The sequence below is a fragment of the Kinneretia sp. DJ1R-11 genome, from assembly GCF_025717595.1.
Taxonomy (GTDB): Bacteria; Pseudomonadota; Gammaproteobacteria; order Burkholderiales; family Burkholderiaceae_C; genus Paucibacter_A.
The window spans coordinates 108,688-125,587 of the sequence record NZ_JAJIRR010000007.1 but is presented as its reverse complement, the minus strand read 5'-3'; the positions used below and the strand labels follow the sequence as shown (position 1 = coordinate 125,587).

Annotated in this window: 14 protein-coding genes; 6 read left to right on the top strand and 8 right to left on the bottom strand. The window is 67.0% G+C overall.

The window, feature by feature from the left end:
* Positions 1-2: 2 nt before the first annotated feature.
* From rfbF to LNV23_RS13435, 5 genes are read left to right on the top strand one after another with little or no spacing between them, the layout of a single operon-like run.
* Complete coding sequence (gene rfbF, locus LNV23_RS13455; RefSeq protein ID WP_263517273.1) at positions 3-788, top strand: glucose-1-phosphate cytidylyltransferase; 786 nt, start codon at positions 3-5, stop codon at positions 786-788.
* Positions 785-1,345 carry a dTDP-4-dehydrorhamnose 3,5-epimerase family protein gene (locus tag LNV23_RS13450; protein WP_263563439.1) on the top strand — a complete coding sequence of 187 codons (561 nt, stop codon included), beginning with the start codon at positions 785-787 and terminating at the stop codon, positions 1,343-1,345. The genes rfbF and LNV23_RS13450 overlap by 4 nt, the downstream gene beginning before the upstream one ends.
* Positions 1,339-2,565 (top strand): methyltransferase domain-containing protein, encoded by a 1,227-nt coding sequence (locus tag LNV23_RS13445; protein WP_318023233.1) that lies wholly within the window; start codon positions 1,339-1,341, stop codon positions 2,563-2,565. The genes LNV23_RS13450 and LNV23_RS13445 overlap by 7 nt, the downstream gene beginning before the upstream one ends.
* Positions 2,566-2,567: 2 nt before the next feature.
* On the top strand, positions 2,568-3,698 hold the full coding sequence (locus tag LNV23_RS13440; protein WP_263563438.1) for a DegT/DnrJ/EryC1/StrS family aminotransferase: 1,131 nt from the start codon (positions 2,568-2,570) through the stop codon (positions 3,696-3,698).
* Positions 3,691-4,335, top strand: a complete 645-nt coding sequence (locus tag LNV23_RS13435; protein WP_263563437.1) for an acetyltransferase — start codon at positions 3,691-3,693, stop codon at positions 4,333-4,335. The genes LNV23_RS13440 and LNV23_RS13435 overlap by 8 nt, the downstream gene beginning before the upstream one ends.
* Positions 4,336-4,500: 165 nt before the next feature.
* On the opposite strand, the gene LNV23_RS13430 is transcribed toward LNV23_RS13435, so the two are convergent.
* From LNV23_RS13430 to LNV23_RS13395, 8 genes are all read right to left on the bottom strand, one after another.
* Entirely contained in the window at positions 4,501-5,724 is a 1,224-nt protein-coding gene (locus tag LNV23_RS13430; protein ID WP_263563436.1) for a glycosyltransferase family 2 protein, read from the bottom strand.
* Between the two features lie 17 nt (positions 5,725-5,741).
* Positions 5,742-6,395, bottom strand: coding sequence for an LbetaH domain-containing protein (locus tag LNV23_RS13425; RefSeq protein ID WP_263563435.1), 654 nt, complete (start codon positions 6,393-6,395; stop codon positions 5,742-5,744).
* Positions 6,392-7,450, bottom strand: coding sequence for an NAD-dependent epimerase/dehydratase family protein (locus LNV23_RS13420; RefSeq protein ID WP_263563434.1), 1,059 nt, complete (start codon positions 7,448-7,450; stop codon positions 6,392-6,394). The genes LNV23_RS13425 and LNV23_RS13420 overlap by 4 nt, the downstream gene beginning before the upstream one ends.
* Before the next feature lie 109 nt (positions 7,451-7,559).
* Positions 7,560-9,116, bottom strand: a complete 1,557-nt coding sequence (locus LNV23_RS13415) for a hypothetical protein (protein ID WP_263563433.1) — start codon at positions 9,114-9,116, stop codon at positions 7,560-7,562.
* Positions 9,113-10,000 (bottom strand): ABC transporter ATP-binding protein, encoded by an 888-nt coding sequence (locus LNV23_RS13410; RefSeq protein ID WP_263517265.1) that lies wholly within the window; start codon positions 9,998-10,000, stop codon positions 9,113-9,115. The genes LNV23_RS13415 and LNV23_RS13410 overlap by 4 nt, the downstream gene beginning before the upstream one ends.
* A 126-nt stretch (positions 10,001-10,126) precedes the next feature.
* On the bottom strand, positions 10,127-10,843 hold the full coding sequence (locus LNV23_RS13405; protein ID WP_263563432.1) for an RES family NAD+ phosphorylase: 717 nt from the start codon (positions 10,841-10,843) through the stop codon (positions 10,127-10,129).
* A complete protein-coding gene (locus LNV23_RS13400; RefSeq protein ID WP_263563431.1) occupies positions 10,840-11,268 on the bottom strand; it encodes an antitoxin Xre-like helix-turn-helix domain-containing protein in 429 nt (142 codons plus the stop codon). The genes LNV23_RS13405 and LNV23_RS13400 overlap by 4 nt, the downstream gene beginning before the upstream one ends.
* Before the next feature lie 242 nt (positions 11,269-11,510).
* Positions 11,511-14,900 (bottom strand): amidohydrolase family protein, encoded by a 3,390-nt coding sequence (locus LNV23_RS13395; RefSeq protein ID WP_263563430.1) that lies wholly within the window; start codon positions 14,898-14,900, stop codon positions 11,511-11,513.
* A 261-nt stretch (positions 14,901-15,161) separates the two neighbouring features.
* Here LNV23_RS13395 and LNV23_RS13390 point away from each other — a divergent pair, with 261 nt between their 5' ends.
* On the top strand, positions 15,162-16,892 hold the full coding sequence (locus tag LNV23_RS13390; protein ID WP_263563429.1) for an ABC transporter permease: 1,731 nt from the start codon (positions 15,162-15,164) through the stop codon (positions 16,890-16,892).
* Positions 16,893-16,900 lie beyond the last annotated feature (8 nt).

Sequence of the window (16,900 nt, the reverse complement as noted above, 5' to 3'; positions counted from 1 at the left end):
CGATGAAGGCCGTGATTCTTGCCGGAGGCCTGGGCACGCGCCTGGCCGAGGAAACCTCGGTGCGCCCCAAACCCATGGTCGAGATCGGCGGCCGGCCGGTGCTGTGGCACTTGATGAAGCTGTATTCGCAGCACGGCATCAATGACTTCATCATTTGCCTGGGCTACAAGGGCTATGTGATCAAGGAGTACTTCGCCAACTACTTCCTGCACATGTCCGACGTCACCTTCGACCTGGCCGAGAACCGCATGGAGATTCGCGACCGGCATTGCGAGCCTTGGCGCGTGACCCTGGTCGACACCGGCGAACACACCCAGACCGGCGGCCGCCTGAAGCGCGTGCAGCATTATTTGAGCGACGGCGCCGACCAAGGGCCGTTCTGCTTCACCTATGGCGACGGTCTGGCCGATGTTGACCTGACGGCGCTGATCGAGTTCCACAAGGCACAAGGCCGCCAGGCCACCGTGACCGCGGTGCAGCCGCCCGGGCGCTTTGGCGCGCTCGATATCGAGGGCCAGCGTATCAGCAAGTTTTCCGAGAAGCCGCTCGGTGACGGCAGCTGGGTCAGCGGCGGCTTCTTTGTGCTCGAGCGTTCGGTGCTCGAGCTGATCGACCGGGGCGACGCCACCGTCTGGGAGAGCGGCCCGATGGAGACCCTGGCACGCCAGGGCCAGCTGTCCGCCTACACCCACCGGGGCTTCTGGCAACCGATGGACACCTTGCGCGACAAGACCCGGCTGGAGGAACTCTGGCAGGCCAATGCCGCGCCCTGGAAGGTCTGGCCTTGAAGTTTTCGCCGAGCCCGATAGACGGCCTGTGGGAGATCGAGACCCAGCCGCGCGGTGATGCCCGCGGCAGCCTGACGCGCTGGTTTTGCGAGCAGGAGTTCGCGGCTCTGGGCCGGCCGGGCCTGCATTTCAAGCAAAGCAATCTCAGCCGTACGGCCCAGCGTGGCACGGTGCGCGGCCTGCATTTTCAGCATGCGCCGGCGCTGGAGGCCAAGCTGGTGCGCTGCATTGCCGGCCGCGTCTTTGATGTCGTGGTCGATTTGCGTGCGGACTCGCCAAGCTTTCTGCGCTGGCATGGTGTCGTGCTGGACGCTTCCCAGGAGCGGCAAGTCTTCATCCCCGAGGGCTGCGCCCATGGTTTCCAGACGCTCAGCGACGATGTGCAGATGCTGTACCAGCACAGCGCCCCTTACAGCCCCGAGCACGAGGCCGGCCTGCGCCACGACGACCCGGCCCTGGCCATCACCTGGCCCCTGCCCATCACCGAGGTCTCGGCGCGTGACCGTCAACATGCGCTGATCGACCGGGCCCATTTTTCAGGAGTTCGCTTGTGCTGAGCTGTCGCCATTGCCAGTCCGCCCTGCATGAGGTCTTCATCGACCTGGGCAGCGCGCCGCCGTCCAATGCCTTTTTGCGCGCCGAGGACCTGAATCGGCCCGAGCTCTACTTCCCGCTCAAGGTCTTCACCTGCCAGGCCTGTGGTCTGGTGCAAGTGGATGAGTTGCAAGGGCATGAAGCCCTGTTCTCGAGCGACTACGTCTATTTCTCGTCCATTTCCAGTTCCTGGGTTGAGCATGCGCGCCGCCATGTCGAGCGCTGCGTCGACCGCCTCGGCCTGGGGCCTGGCTCCCTGGTGCTGGAGATCGCGTCCAACGACGGCTACCTGCTCCAGCATGTGCAGGCGCGCGGCATTCCCTGCCTGGGCATCGAGCCCACGCACAGCACGGCCCAGGCCGCCAGAGCGCGCGGCATCGAAAGCATCGAGCAATTCTTCGGCCGCGAGTTCGCCCAGCATCTGGCGCTGGAGCGCGGCCATGCCGATTGGATCGTGGGCAACAATGTGCTGGCCCATGTGCCAGACATCAACGATTTCGTCGCCGGTCTGAAGGCCGCGCTGGCCCCGGGTGGCTGCATCACGCTGGAGTTCCCGCATCTGCAGCAGCTGGTCGAGCAGGCGCAGTTCGACACGATTTACCACGAGCATTTTTCCTACCTCGGCTTCGCCACCGTGCGGCGCATCTTGGCGGCCCAGGGCCTGGCCGTCTGGGACGTCGAGCAATTGCCAAGCCATGGCGGTTCGCTGCGCGTCTGGGCCGGCCATGCCGAGAGCAGCCCGGCGGAACTGCCCAGCGTCGCGGCGCTGCTGACCCAAGAGTTGGCGGCTGGCATGGAAGAGCCGGCGCTCTACCGCCGCTTGCAGGCGCGGGCCGACGTCATCAAACACCAGCTGCTGCGCTTTTTGCTGGAGCAGAAAGCTGCCGGCAAGACCGTGCTGGCTTACGGCGCGGCTGCCAAGGGCTGCACCTTGCTGAACTACGCCGGCCTGCGGCCCGATCTGCTGGCGGCTGTGGCCGATGCCTCGCCGCACAAGCAGGGCCTATTCCTGCCCGGCTCGCGCATTCCTGTTGTCAGCCCTGAGGAACTGCTGGCCGCGCGGCCGGATTTCGTCTTGTTGCTGCCCTGGAATCTGCGCACTGAGCTGGAGGCCCAGCTAGCAGCCATCCGCGGCTGGGGTGGCCAGTTTGTGGTCGCAGTGCCGGAACTGCAGGTGTTCTGAATATGAGTGCCGCCACGGAAGATCGCATCCACTACACCTTGCCTTCGGTCACCGAGCTGGAGCTGCGTTATGTGGCCGATGCGGCGGCCCATGGCTGGGGCCCGCGCTGCTATGACTACATCCAGCGCTTCGAGGCCGACTTTGCCCGCCATCTGGGCGTTCGCCATGCCATCGCCACCAGCAGCTGCACGGGGGCTTTGCACATGGGCCTGGCGGCCCTGGGTGTGGGCGCAGGCGACGAGGTCATCCTGGCCGACATCAACTGGATCGCCACCGCCGCACCCATCCACCATCTGGGCGCCACGCCGGTTTTTGTGGATGTGCTTGAGCACAGCTGGTGCCTGGACCCGGCCCGCGTGGCGGCGGCCATCACGCCGCGCACCAAGGCCATCATCGCCACGCATTTGTACGGCAATCTCTGCGAGATGCAGGCCTTGCTGGAGCTGGGCGAGCGCCATGGCATCGCCGTCGTCGAGGATGCGGCCGAGGCCATAGGCAGCGTTCACCACGGGCAACGTGCCGGCGCCATGGGCAGGTTCGGGAGCTTTTCCTTTCATGGCACCAAGACCCTGAGCACCGGCGAAGGCGGCATGTTCGTCTGCAATGACAGCGCCTTGTTCGAGCGTGTGCTGGCCCTGAGCAACCATGGCCGCGTGGCCGGCCAGGCCCGGCAGTTCTGGCCCGAGGCGATCGGCTTCAAGTACAAGATGAGCAATCTGCAGGCGGCCCTGGGCTGCGCGCAGCTGGAGCGCATCGAAGCGCTGGTGGGCGCCAAGCGCCGCATCCTGGCGGCCTACCGCGAGCGCCTGGCCGATTTGCCCCTGCGCTTGAACCCGGAGGACCCGGGCTGCATCAATGGCTGCTGGATGCCCACGGCCATCGTCGACGCCGGCCTGGGCTTCGATCGCGAGGCCTTGCTGGCCGACTTCAAGGCCGACCGCATCGATGGCCGGACCTTCTTCTGGCCGCTCAGCATGTTGCCCATGTTCGAGCCCCGGCCCGTTAACGTCGTCAGCTACGGCCTGCAAGGCCGCGGCATCAATCTGCCGAGTTACCACGATCTGAGCGAGGCGCAGATCGATCGGGTGTGCGCTCATGTGCGGCGTCATGTCCAGGGCTTGCGACATGGCTGAGGACTTGTTGATCTGGGGCGCCACGGGCCAAGCCCGGGTCTTGCACGAATTGATCGGCCAGGGCCAGGCCTGGCGCCTGGTGGCTCTCGGTGACCGCCAGGCCGTGCCCCATCCGCTACCGGCGATGGCCGTTCCTCTGCTGCACGGCGAGCCCGCTTTGCTGTCTTGGCTGGCAGGGCGCTCGAGTTCGCCTGCAGCCGCCGCCGCCATTGGCAGTGACAACCGCGCACGCTTGGCCGTGCTGGCCTGGCTGCAAGGTCTAGGCATGCCCCTGCCCAGCTTGGTTCACCCGCGCGCTTTTGTCGCCGCTGACGCGCATCTGGCCGAAGGCTGCCAGATCCTCGCGCAGGCAGCGGTGTGCAGCCATGCGCGGCTGGGACGCGGCGTGATCGTCAACACCGCCGCCGTGGTCGAACATGATTGCCAATTGGACGAGGGCGTGCACATCGCACCGGGCGCGGTGCTGGCCGGTGAATGTGAGCTCGGCGCTCGTGTCTTCGTCGGCGCTGGCGCCGTGCTGATGCCGCGCTTGCGCATCGGTGCCGATGCGGTGATCGGCGCGGGCGCCGTGGTCTTGCACGATGTGCCGTCCGGTGCCCGGGTGGTGGGCAATCCGGCGCGGCCGTTGCCGTCCTGAGCCCAGGAGAAACAAAACCGGGGATAGACCACAGAGCCACAGAGGCACAGAGCCATCACAGAAAAACTTCAAACGAATACCTCTGTGCCTCTGTGCCTCTGTGGTTGCGTTTGAATTTTCTGTTTCTCCGCGAACGCCGGCTGCTGGCTGAAGCTTGGGATGCCTTCAGGCTGCGAATTTGCGCAGCAGCTCCGACTCCTGAATCACGCAGGCTCCGCTCAGGTGTTGCCGCTCCGCATCGCTCAGCGGCAGGCGGCTGAGCACCAGGCCATGTTCGCCGAGCGGGGGGAGATCGCGGGTGTCGGCAAGAAACTGCACCGGCTGCTCCGAGCGCTGGCGGATGTAGTCGCGCAGGTCTTCGCCGAAGTCGCCGAGGCAGAGGCGCTGCTGCACGCCGCGGCCCAGCTCGGGGTCAGTCAGCCAGAACTGCAGGGCGGCAAAGCCGCGCAAGGTGTCCAGGTCCATGGGCAGCAGCGATTCGGCGCCCAGGGCCTTGAGCCGGTAGGCCAAGTAGTAGGTTTCCACCGCGTCGCGGTCGGCGCCCAGGCGCAGGCGCACCGCCACGGCGATGCGGCGGGCGATCATCTGCTCGATGCGCAGCAGGAACTCGGCGCGCCCGCTCTCGCTCAGCTGGCTGCGGGCTCGGCCCAGGATGTATTCGAGGCCGGCGCGGTAGCGGTCCCAGGCGGTCTCGGCCTCTTCGTTGCCGCCTTGCTCGCGTTGATGGTCGGCGAAGTAGTTGGTGATGGAGACGTAGTAAGGCTCTTTGAGAAAGAGCACGGCCGAACGGTCCACATATTCGGCCGCCTGCACGTAGGCGTAGTAGGCCTGCTGGTGGATGCGCGGCAGCGCTGCTTGCACGAGTTCGCGCCGGCAGATGTTGATGTCGGGAAAGATGCCGTAGCGCAAGAGCGTGTCCAGCAATTCCCGCTGCTGGCCGGCCTCGATGCGCACATCGCGGTCCTGGCGGTAGAACTGGCCCAGGTCCAGGTCTTGCACCAGGTCCAGCAGCTTCCAGGGCGCGTAGACGATGCCGACCTCGGGCTGCGCCTCCATCAGCGCAATCACCTCGGCCACGCGCGTGCCCATCACCGCGTCGTCATCGGCGATATAGACCAGGTAGCGGCCCCGGGCCTGGGCTTGCAGAAACTGGTAGTTGGCGCGGCCGCCGCGGTTCTCGGCCTGGCGGACATAACGGATCGGCAGATCGGCCTGGTAGCGGGCCACGACTTCGGCCGTGTCGTCCGCCGAGGCATTGTCCGAAATGAAGACCTCGCAGGGGTAGGGGAAGTCGGCCAGTTCCAGGCACAAGCTGCCGAGCAGCGAGTCCAGGTAGCGGGCGCGTTGGTAGGTCGGGATGCAGAAGCTGACCAGGGTCGTGTCGGGCATGGGGGAGGGCCTTTGCCTCAGGCGTGAAAGTAGCGCTGCCAGAACGGCGCGGCGCCGGCCTTCAGCGCCTTGAAGATGGGCTTGCGCGGGCCGCCGGGCCCGGCCAGCACATAGCAGTCGCCGGGCGTGTCGCAATCGACCAGCACGACACCGGGGGCAATCACCGTGTTGGCTCGTATGCGGCAATGGCCGATCACCATGGAGCCCGGGAACATCACCGTGTGGCCCTCGAAGTGCGGGCGGTGGCCGTCCAGCTTGTGGCCGATGGTGCAGCCTTGGTGGAAAACCAGATGGCTGCCGAAGCTGGCCTTGGCGAAGACCAGGCCCGGCGTGTGGCCGATCAGAAAGACCTCGGGCAGGGCCACGTCGTAGAACAGCTCCAGGCCGTGCAAGGCCTTGTTGAGCAGAAAGAGGCGGGTGGCGGTGACGCCGTCTTTCAACGTCACGCCGACCTCATTGGACAGGAAGTACAAAAAGCTCGCGTACTGGCCCGACATCACCGGGTCGAAGCCCTGCGGCCAGGCGATCACTTGGCCGACGCAGTGGCGCACCCGGTCCAGAGCCGCGGGCATGGCGGCCTGCACCACGGCGCGGCTGTCCAGGCCGTCGGGGTAGAAGTTCTCGAGCTGGCGGCAGACGAAGGCGGCCAGGCGATCGGGATCTGGGCTCATGCGGCGGCCACCTTCTGCCAGCGCAGCGATTCATCGAGCGCGCCGCTGCTGATGTGCTGTTCCAGCACCTTCAGGCGCATGAAGCTGGAGCTGCGGAAGTCGGCATCGCCGAAGCGCATGGCACGCAGGCCTTCGATCAAGCCGGCGATGGCCGCGTCCAGCGTGATCTGCGGCTGGTGTGCCGGCGCCAGGCGCTGGAAGAGCGAGAAATCCACCCGGTAGCTGCGCCGGTCGGGCGGTGCTTCGGTGTTGATGTGCAGGGCCGTGCCGGGCAGGGCGCGCTGCACGGCGGCGGCCAGATCGCGCACCTGGTAGTTCCAGTCGCTGGCACCGGTGTTGATGGCCAGAAAGGGCTGAGCCTCGTCGACCGGCCGCAGCAGCGCCCATTCGATCGCCCGGGCCATATCGCGCACCTCGATCAGCGGCCGCCAGGGGCTGCCGTCGCTGAGCACGCTGATCTCGCCCCGGCTCACAGCGCAGGCGACGAAGTCATTGAGCACCAGGTCCAGGCGCAGGCGCTCGGACATGCCGCAGGCAGTGGCGAAACGCAGGGCGGTGAAGCTGTCGCCGGGTCGGGCCAGGGCCGCCAGGGCCTGTTCGCTGGCCAGCTTGGAGCGGGCGTAAGCGGTCAGCGGGTTCAGCGCGTCGCCCTCGCGGCGTGGCCCGCCTTCGGCTGCACCGTAGAGGCTGCAGCTGGAGGCGAAGACGAAGCGGCGCACACCAGCAGCGCGCGCGCGGCCGGCCAGGTCGGCCACGGCCCGGTGGTTGATGGCGTCGGTGACCGCTTCGAAGCGCGAACCCATGGGGTCGTTGGACACCGCGGCCAGTGCAACCACGGCGTCGACGCCGCGCAGCAGCGCATCGGGCAGCTCGCGCACATCGCCAAAGTACTGGGCATCGAGCCGGCATTCCGGTAGGGCGGACGTGGCGCTCAGCACATGAGCAAAGAAGCCGCTGTCGTAAGCGATCAGCTCAGCGGCAGGCAGGACCCGACGCAGATGACGGACCAGCACCGGTCCGATATAGCCCATATTGCCGGTGATCAGGATGCGCATGCTGGCGTCGATGCTGTGGATGCGGTCATTGTCGGCCGCGCCGGCGGTGCCCAGGCGCCGTGGACGGCCGGCTTTTCCTGCTAGTTCTGCGGCTATTGCGGCGGCTATTTCAGCAACTGCGGCGCTGCTGCAGGGCCATTCCCAGCAGCGCCAGGCCGGCGGCGGCCACCAGCACCAGGCTGCTGCTCAGCGGCGTGGCGGCGCGGTTGAAGCCCAGCAGGTCGAGTGCGCGGACATCGGGCATCTGGGTGGCCAGGTACAGCCAGCTCAGGAACAGCATCAGAAAACTGCGCCCGCCCTGGGTGGCCTGGCCCAATAGGCTGGCGCAGGTGCTCAAGAGCAGCAGGCCGGCCAGCAGCGCCGCCGTGGCCATGGGGTCCAGCCAGCGCAGCAAGGCCGGCGCGCAGAACAGCAGGCCCAGCAAAAGGCTGGCCAGGCCCTGGCGCCAGTAGCGCAGCCGGGCGCCACCGGGCAGGGCGGCCTGCAGCTCGCTGCAGCCTGACTGCGCGTCGCGCGCGGGCAGGTCGCTGATCAGCACGCCCCAGACCGCACAGCCGGCGATCAGCAGAGCCGGCAGTTGCGCCGTCGGCAGCAGCAGGCCCGCCAGCCAGGCGGCGGGCAGCAGCAGCAAAGCCAGGGGGCTGAGGATCAGGCTCAGCAGTGCATCGGCCAGCACCTGGCCGGCCAGGCCCGGCAGGCTGGCGCTGAGCGGCAGCAGGCGGGCACAGGCCCGAGTCAGCGGCGCGAGCAGACGGGCCAGCAGGCCGGCCCAGAAACCGCGCTGTGCCACGGGCCGGGCGCGCACCAGGTCCGGGTCATAGCGGTGGAACAGCCACAGCGCCGGCAGCAGGGGCAGGGTGGCGACGCCGACGGCGGCCAGGCGCAGAGCCGTCAGCTGGCTCGACCAGTAGTCGGCTGGGAAGCTCAACATCGGCAGGGCCGCATCGAAGGGGCCGCCGCCGACCGAGATGTGCTCGGTGTTCAGCGTGGCGCAGAGCTGAATCAAGCTGCTGGACATGCCCGAGATGTCGAGCGCGAACAGCGGGTTCAGCGTGTGTAGGCCCTGGCCCAGGGTCAAGGGCAGGACGGCGAACTGGGCCATCCAGAAGCCGAAGAACAGCAGGTCGCCGCGCTTGCCCATCAGCGGCGCCCAGGCATCGCAGAGCACGGCCAGACTGGCACTGAAGACCAGCACCGGCAGCAGCAACAGGGTATAGGTTTGCAGATAGACCAAGGGCTGGACGGGGCCTTCGCCGCGGGTCCACTGCAGCACCCAGACGGTCAGCATCATGCCGAGTGTCAGGATCACCAGAAACAGCAGGGCGCCCAGCCAGCGCGCCAGCAGCAGCAGGCTGCTGGACATGGGCGTTGCGCCCAGCACCTGGGCGCAGCCGCTGCGCAAGTCTTCCTGGCAGCGGCCGCGTGAGAGGTAGAAGCCGGCCAGGCCCAGCAGCATGCCGGTCAGCGTCGCGCTGCCGAAGGCCAGGGTGGCGCTGTCGTAAACCATGCGGGCCCGGCCCACCACCATCATGGCCACACCGCTGCGCGGGTCGGCCACCATCAGCCAGGCCAAGCCCACGGCCGCCAGCAGAACCAGCAGGGAACTGATGCGACGGCTGCGCAGGCGCAGCTCGTTCTGCACCATCGCTTGCAGCGCGGCCTTCATGCCGCCAGGCCCAGGGTTGCGGCCGGGCTGTCTTGCTGGGCGTAGCGCAAGGCCATCAGCGCTTCTTCCAGGCTCGGCTCGCTGAGCCGCGCTGCGCTGCAGGGCTGCTGATCGGCGGCCATGCGCAGACGGATCTGCTCGCCCAGGCGCTGGCTCTGCAGCACATGGACCTGGCCACGCAGCGCTTCGTAGTCGGCCGGGGCCAGATCGGCGCTCCAGACGCGCGGCCGGGCGCGCTCCAGCAGCTCAGCCGGCGACTCGAAAGCGATCAAGCGGCCCTGGCGCATGATGGCCAGATGGCCGGCCATGTTCTCCACGTCCGAGACGATGTGGGTGGAGACGATCACCAGCTTGGAAAAACCGATCTCGCTGAGCAGCTGGCGAAAGCGCAGGCGCTCCTCGGGGTCCAGGCCGGCGGTCGGCTCGTCGACGATCAGCACATCGGGGTCGTTCAGCAAGGCTTGGGCGATGCCCAGGCGCTGGCGCATGCCGCCCGAAAAGCTGGCCGCCTGGCGCTTGGCATGCGGGGCCAGATTGACCAGCTCCAGCAGGCGCTGGATGCGAGCCGGGTCGCGCACGCCCTTGAGTGCGGCGAAGTACTGCAAAAACTCGAGCGCGCTGAGCTGCGCATAGACGCCAAAGTCCTGCGGCAGATAGCCCAGGCGGCGGCGCATGAGATCGGGCTTGGCGACGATGTCCTGGCCGTCCAGCAAGATGCGGCCGCTGCTGGGCTTGCTGAGCGTGGCGATCATCTGCATCAGGCTGCTTTTGCCGGCGCCGTTGTGGCCGATCAGGCCCAGCACGCCGGGCTTGAGTTCGAGGCTGAGATCGTCCACGGCTTTCAGGGCGCCATAGCGTTTGACCACGTTTTGAATGCTCAGCATGAATCGGCCTTTTTTGTCTGGGTGTTGGCTGGTGATGACCGCGAGTCTAGGCAGACCGCTGGGCGGACGCCCTCGGGATTCGACAGACCGTCAAAGCGCCGGCATGGGCGGCATGGGCGGAGCGATTCAGAGCTGGTGCAGCTCGGATTTCAGGTACCACTCGCTGATGCGCTCGCCGTTCCAGCGCAGGGTCACATGCTCGCCCTGGCGGGCCGGGGGGCGGGTGGCCTGCGGATTGAAGAGGGCGACGCACTGGCCGCCTGCGTGGCGCACGCTGTCGTAGACCAGGCCGGCGCTGCCGGCGGCGCGCAGGGCGGCGGCGAAGGGGCGCGAGTGGGTATAGGACTGCGGGTCCAGCAGCGCCAGCAGCTCAGGAGTGCGGGCGCCGCGCAGCTCATGAAGATCGGCGGCGATGCTGACCCGGTAGCAGCGCAGGTCCACGTCAATGGCCGGCTCGCTCGTGCGGGCCAGGAACAAGGCGCGGTGGTGGCTGACCTCGGCCACGGCCGTGTCCAGCTCTCGGGCAGCGTAATAGACGCCGTAGCTGCCGTCAGAAAAGCGGCTGCCTTCCGGGTTCAGATGGGTGAAGGCGGCCATGATGGGGCTGCTGCCCGGGCCGCTGAGGCGCTGAGCCTGCGGCACCAAGCTCAGCTCGCCGGCCAGTTCGCGCAGGCGCGGGTTGCCCAGCGATTCGATGGCGAAGACCACCTCCAGATCGGCCGGATCGGCCACCGCATCAAACAGCAGCACGGGCGGATAGCGGCTGGGCAAGAGGCGGCAGGAATCGGGCCAGTGCAGCGGCGTGGTGCTGATGTCGTCCGAGGACAAGGGTACTTTGCTCAAGCCCAGCCGCCTCGTTGGGCGTCCAGGTATTGGCGGACCACGAACAGGTCCGAGACCTGGCCGCCCAGCATGCGGGCGAGGGCGCTGGCGCCACCGAACAGCGGTGCGCTATTGGCCTTCTTGATCCAGGCGTCGGCCCGCTCGGGAATGGGCAGGAGGATCTGCAGACCGGCATAGATGCCGAAGACATGGGACAGGCGCTCGAGCGTGGCCGCGTCCAGGCCGCTCTTGATGCGGCCGGCCTTCCAGTCGTAGAAGGTGGTGCGGCCGCAACCGAGCAGGCGCTGCTGTTCCTCGTTGCTCAGACCCCAGGCTTGGGCGATGCGAAAGAAGGTGCGCAAGGCCGCTCCGGCGGCGGCCGGGGTTTGCAAGCCCGGCTGGGCAGCGGGGGCTTGCGGGTGCAGTTCGGAAGCAAGGGCGGCCATGGCGAACTCCTGAGGACAAACTCAAAGCGGACCTGATGGGACGGCGAGCGGGTCGCGACGGAGAGATCTCAGTTCCGCATCAAACCGCAGCGGCAGTATAAGTCCTTCTATGAACTAAAGTTCAACTTTAGTTCACCGTTGAACTGTCCCGTCCTGCGCCGCGCACCCCCGAGTCACCCGTTCACCCGTTCACCCGTTCACGATTCACGATTCACGATTCACGATTCACGATTCACGCCCCCTCAATCCTCCCCATGCCCATGACCATGGCTGTGTCCGTCCACCGGCATGCTGCGGCCGTCGGCGCCGTCGAAGAAGAAGGGCTTGCGGGCCTTTTGGCGCGGCAGCACCTCGTTCATGCTGCCGACCTCGAAGACCCGGCCGTTCTGCATCACATGGCTGATGCGGTCGCTCTGGCGGATGTCCTTGAGCACATCGCCGTCGATGATGACCAAATCAGCCAGCTTGCCCACCTCCAGCGAGCCCAGGTCCTTGTCCAGGCCCAGGTAATGCGCCGGGTTGGCCGTGGCGGTGCGGATGGCTTCCAGCGAGCTCATGCCGCCCAGGCCGAACATCCACATCTCCCAATGGGCGCCCAGGCCCTCGCGCTGGCCGTGGGCGCCGATATTGGCCTTGACGCCGCCGCGCTGCAGCTCGGTGGCGGTGCGGGCGACGCGGATGACGTTGAAGTCTTCCTCGGGCGCGGTCTCACGGCGAACGCTGCGCGACTCCAACACCGCGCGCGGCACGTACTTGCTCAGCAGCGGGTGTTTCCAGACCTCGGTGCGCGAGTACCAGTAATGCTCGCCGTCCAGGCCGCCGTAGGCGACGTTCAGCGTGGGCGTGTAGCCGACTTGCGTCTGCGTCCAGAGCTGCTTGACGTCGTCGTAGACCTCGGCCACCGGCAGGGCGTGTTCGATGCCGGTGTGGCCGTCGACGATCATGCTCATGTTCAGCTGGAACAGCGAGCCGCCCTCGGGCACCACCATCATGCCGGTCTGGCGTGCGGCCTCGATCACCTGCTGGCGTTGCTCGCGGCGCGGCTGCTGGTAGCTCTTGACGCTGATGGCGCCGGCGGCCTTCTGGCGCTTGAGGTGGCTGAGCGCATCGTCGAGGCTGTTGACCGGGGCATTGATGCTGCCCTTGGCGCCGTAGAGGATGGAACCGGTCGAGTAGATGCGTGGGCCGGTTACCAGGCCGGCACGCTGCATTTCGGCTTGCGTGAAGATGTCGCCGTTGCGGTTGGATGGGTCGTGGATGGTGGTCAGGCCAAAGGCCAGGGAGGCGTAGTTGATCCAGCTTTGCTGCGGGATGATTTCGCTCTCGCCCATGCCACCGTGCCAGTGGGCATCGATCAGGCCGGGGATGATGGTCTTGCCGCGCGCGTCCAGGCGTTTGGCGTCGGCCGGGATCTGCACCTGATCGGCGCGGCCAATGGCGGCAATGCGGTTGCCCTGCACGACGATCACGCCGTCTTCGATCACCTCGTCGCCCTTCATGGTGGCGATGCGGGCGCCGCTGATGGCGATGCGGCCGGAGGGCTTGTCGCTGGCCTGGCTGAAGCCGATCTTGCGGCCGGCCTGCTGCACCGTTTCGGGCTTGAAGGCGCTGGCCACCGGCTTGCCATCGGCATCCACGGCCGCGGGCGGGAAGGCCTCGGCCAGGCGGGCGCTGAAGAGCTCGTCGCCATGGCTGAACCAGAGCTGCTGGCTGTCGCCGCTCCACTGCATGTTCTCGCCGGCGACCACGTCGAACTGGCGCACCGGCAGTGCGTCCATCTTGGGCCCCACGGTGATGGTCTTGCCCGCCTGCGGCAGCGGCGTCACATAAGCATGGCTGCGCTCGACAAAGCCCAGCCACTGACCATCGGGCGAGAGGCTGTATTCGCTGACGTACTCGCTGCGCGCGACCTCGGTTTCGCTGCGGTCCTTGAGCTCGATGCGCCAGAGCGAGCGACGCGAATCGACCTCGTTGCTCATGCTGGAGCGGCTCACATACACCGCGTCGTTGCGGGCGCCGAACTGCGGGCTGTCACCGTCCTTGCTGATGCGCTGCGGCTCGCCACGTCCATCCGCCGAGGCGACGTAGACGCCGTTTTCCAGACCATGCCAGGGCGTGGTCAGGTAGCCGCCTCTGGCCTTGACGTAGGCGATCTGCTTGCCATCGGGTGAGAAGCGCGGCGCGAGGTATTTACCCGGCGCCTTGGTGATCACGGTCTCGCGGCCGCTGGCCAGGTCCAGCTTGCGCACGCTGCCGAGCTTGTCGTCGTTCCAGCTCACATAGACCAGCTCGCGGCCGTCGCGCGAGAAGCTGGGGAAGAACTCAAACGCCTCGCCTTGCTGCTGGGTCAGGCGGCGCGGCGCTGCGTCCGAGCGCAGGTCCTTGAGGTACAGATGGCCCAGGGCCGAGTAGACGACCGACTTGCCATCGGGCGAGGTGTTGACCCAGCGCAGCTGCTTGACGGCGAACTGATCGGGCGCCACCTCCTGCGGCACGCGCAAGGCCTCGCGCACTTCGCGCTGGTCTTTCACATGGAAGGGAATCTCGACGGCCGTGCTCTTGAAGGGGTCGACACGCCAGAGCTTGCCCTGGGCCCAGACAACGATCTGTTTGGCGTCCGGCGTCCAGGCAAAGGCCGGGTAGACGCCGTTGATGGACCAGCTCTCCTGCAGATCACGCTCGAGCTGGCCCCAGGCGGTGAACTCGCGGCCGCTGCTCAGGTCCTTGAGGAAGAGCGTGCTCTGGTTGCGCACGCGGCGCACAAAGGCCAGGTACTTGCCATCGGGCGAGGGGGTGGGGCGGATGGCGCCGCCGGCGCCTTGCACAAAGGCCTCGACCGTGCCGTCGCTGAGGTCCTGGCGGAAGATCTTGAAGATCTCGCCGTTGGAGTTTTTGTTGTACTCGAAGCTGCGGCCCGGCGTGGTGTCTTGCGAGTAGTAGAGGTATTTGCCGTCGGGCGAAAGCGCGGGCTCGCCCAGGTCTTTCTGCCAGTTGGGCTTCTCGTTCAGCTGCACGCCCTTGTTGCCGGCTGCGGCGCCGTCCACATGGAAGAGCCAGATCTCGCCCGAGCCGGCTGAGCGGGTGCCGGTGTAGTGCTTGCGCGCGGCGATGTACTTGCCGTTCGGGTGCCAGACCGGGTTGTTGAGGAGGCGGTAGTCTTCCTTGGTGACAGCGCGGGCGCCGCTGCCGTCGGCATTCATCACCCAGATGTTGTCGCCGCCGCCGGCGTCGCTCTGGAAGGCGATCTGGCGGCCATCGGGCGAGAAGCGCGCTTGCTGCTCCCAGGCGATGGAATGGGTCAAGGGCTTGGCCTCGCCGCCCGCGATGGGCAGCAGGTAGAGGTCTCCGAGCAGGTCGAAGACCAGCTGCTTGCCGTCCGGGCTCACGTCCACGCTCATCCAGGTGCCGCTGCGCGTGTCGATCTGCACCTGGCGGCCGGTGCCGGGTGGCTGGTTGACATTCCAGGTCTTCTTGTCGGCCGCTTTCTCTGCAGCCGGGGCTGTTTGGGCGACGCCGCTGTGCACGGCGCCCAGCAGGGCGGCGGCCAGGGCGCAGGTGCGCAGGGCGGAGGGGCAGGTCTTGCCCGCGGTGGCGGGGCTCAGAAACGAAGGAGTGGCAGTGGGTGTGCTCATGGTGGACTTGGGTGAAGTGCCGGGCGAGGATAGCGACAGCTGCACAGCCCAGCCATGGGCAATTGCCCTCTGCGGCAGCGTTTGCCGCGCCATGTGGGCGCAGGCCGCGCAACCCGGCTTGAAAGCTGAGGGGCGTCATCACGACGGCCTACACTCCGCCCTCGGCCGCTGTTTGCGGCCAACCACTGCCGCGCCTTGCGACAACGGGCCTTGAACAAGGCGCCCGCAGAGCCCCATACCGGCCCTCTTAGCCACCTTGCCATGAGCGACAAGCGTTTCTTCCCTCGCCTGGTGGTGGATCAGGCCGCCGGCAATCGCTGGGATTGGGCCTTGCTGCCCTTGGTGCTGGCCCTGCTGAGCCTGCTGGCCTTGGCTGCCAGCCAGATGGTGCAGCCCTTCCATCTGGGCGAGAGCTTGCCGATCAGCCTGGACCCGGCCGCGCTGCCTTACTACCTGCTGCGTACCACGCTGCGCATGTTTGTGGCCCTGGGCTTTTCGGTGCTGTTTGCCTGCGTGTTTGCGGCCCTGGCAGCCAAGTTCCGCACGGCGGAAAAAATCCTGGTGCCGCTGCTGGACATCCTGCAGTCCATTCCCATCCTGGGCTTTCTGTCCATCACGGTGACCGGCTTCATCGCCCTGTTTCCGGGCAGCCTTCTGGGCGTGGAGTGCGCGGCCATCTTTGCCATCTTCACCTCGCAGGCCTGGAATATGGCCTTCAGCCTTTACCAGTCGCTGCGCACCGTGCCGGCCGAGTTGCAAGAGGCCGCCCGCATCTTCCAGCTCTCGGCCTGGCAACGCTTCTGGCGGCTGGAGCTGCCCTACGCCATGCCCGCGCTGCTGTGGAACATGATGATGAGCATGTCGGGCGGCTGGTTTTTCGTGGTGGCTTCGGAAGCCATCTCGGTGGCGAACCAGGACATCAAGCTTCCCGGCATGGGCTCCTACATCGCCATGGCCATCGATGCCAAGGACCTTGCCGCCATCGGCTGGGCCATCCTGGGCATGTTGATCGGCATCTTGCTCTACGACCAACTCTTCTTCCGGCCTTTGCTGGCCTGGGCCGACAAGTTCCGCTTTGAAGAAGGCAGCCGTGAAACGGCACCCAGCTCCTGGCTGCTGACCTGGCTGCGCCGGACCGAGCTGCTGCGCCGGGTCGGGCGCGTGCCGGGCTTGGCCCTGGGGCGCAGCTTTGCCTGGACCCGCCGCCGTTACGACGGCAGCTCGATCCGCGCCCGCGCGCCGGAGCCCAACCCGCTTTGGACTCGAGTCTTCGACGCCGTGCTGGCCGCGGCCGTGATGCTGGCCCTGTGGCGGCTCATCAGCTTCATCCACAGCGAGGTGGGCTGGCAGGAGGTGGGCCATGTCTTCGTGCTGGGCAGCTACACCTTGCTGCGCGTGCTGCTGCTGATCGCGGTGGCCTCGCTGATCTGGGTGCCGGTGGGCGTGTGGATCGGTCTCAACCCGCGCATTGCCGGGCGGGTGCAGGCGCTGGCGCAGTTTCTGGCGGCCTTCCCGTCCAATCTGGTCTTTCCGGTGGCGGTGATGCTGATCGTGCACTGGCAACTCAACCCCGACATCTGGCTCTCGCCTCTGATCATTCTCGGCACGCAGTGGTACCTGCTTTTCAATGTGGTGGCCGGAGCCTCGACCATCCCGACCGAGCTGCGCGATGCGGCACGCAATCTGGGCCTGCGCGGCTGGATGTTGTGGCGGCGCTTTTTGCTGCCGGCCATCTTCCCCAGCTTCGTGACCGGTGCCATCACCGCCAGCGGTGGCTCCTGGAACGCCAGCATCGTGGCCGAGTACGTCAGCTGGGGCGACACCACCTTGCAGGCCCAGGGCCTGGGCAGCTACATCCAGCACATGACGGCCATCGGCGACTTTCCCCGCATCGCCCTGGGCATCGGCGTGATGTGCGTGTTTGTGATGGCCTTGAACCGCTGGGTCTGGCGCCGGCTCTACCGGATAGCCGAGCAGGGCATGCATGCCTGATCGACCCA

Coding starts and splice junctions, on each gene's coding strand:
- rfbF (WP_263517273.1), top strand. CDS start 3: ATGAAGGCCGTGATTCTTGCCGGAGGCCTGGGCACGCGCCTGGCCGAG.
- LNV23_RS13440 (WP_263563438.1), top strand. CDS start 2,568: ATGAGTGCCGCCACGGAAGATCGCATCCACTACACCTTGCCTTCGGTC.
- LNV23_RS13435 (WP_263563437.1), top strand. CDS start 3,691: ATGGCTGAGGACTTGTTGATCTGGGGCGCCACGGGCCAAGCCCGGGTC.
- LNV23_RS13430 (WP_263563436.1), bottom strand. CDS start 5,724: ATGCCCGACACGACCCTGGTCAGCTTCTGCATCCCGACCTACCAACGC.
- LNV23_RS13425 (WP_263563435.1), bottom strand. CDS start 6,395: ATGAGCCCAGATCCCGATCGCCTGGCCGCCTTCGTCTGCCGCCAGCTC.
- LNV23_RS13420 (WP_263563434.1), bottom strand. CDS start 7,450: ATGCGCATCCTGATCACCGGCAATATGGGCTATATCGGACCGGTGCTG.
- LNV23_RS13415 (WP_263563433.1), bottom strand. CDS start 9,116: ATGAAGGCCGCGCTGCAAGCGATGGTGCAGAACGAGCTGCGCCTGCGC.
- LNV23_RS13410 (WP_263517265.1), bottom strand. CDS start 10,000: ATGCTGAGCATTCAAAACGTGGTCAAACGCTATGGCGCCCTGAAAGCC.
- LNV23_RS13400 (WP_263563431.1), bottom strand. CDS start 11,268: ATGGCCGCCCTTGCTTCCGAACTGCACCCGCAAGCCCCCGCTGCCCAG.
- LNV23_RS13395 (WP_263563430.1), bottom strand. CDS start 14,900: ATGAGCACACCCACTGCCACTCCTTCGTTTCTGAGCCCCGCCACCGCG.
- LNV23_RS13390 (WP_263563429.1), top strand. CDS start 15,162: ATGAGCGACAAGCGTTTCTTCCCTCGCCTGGTGGTGGATCAGGCCGCC.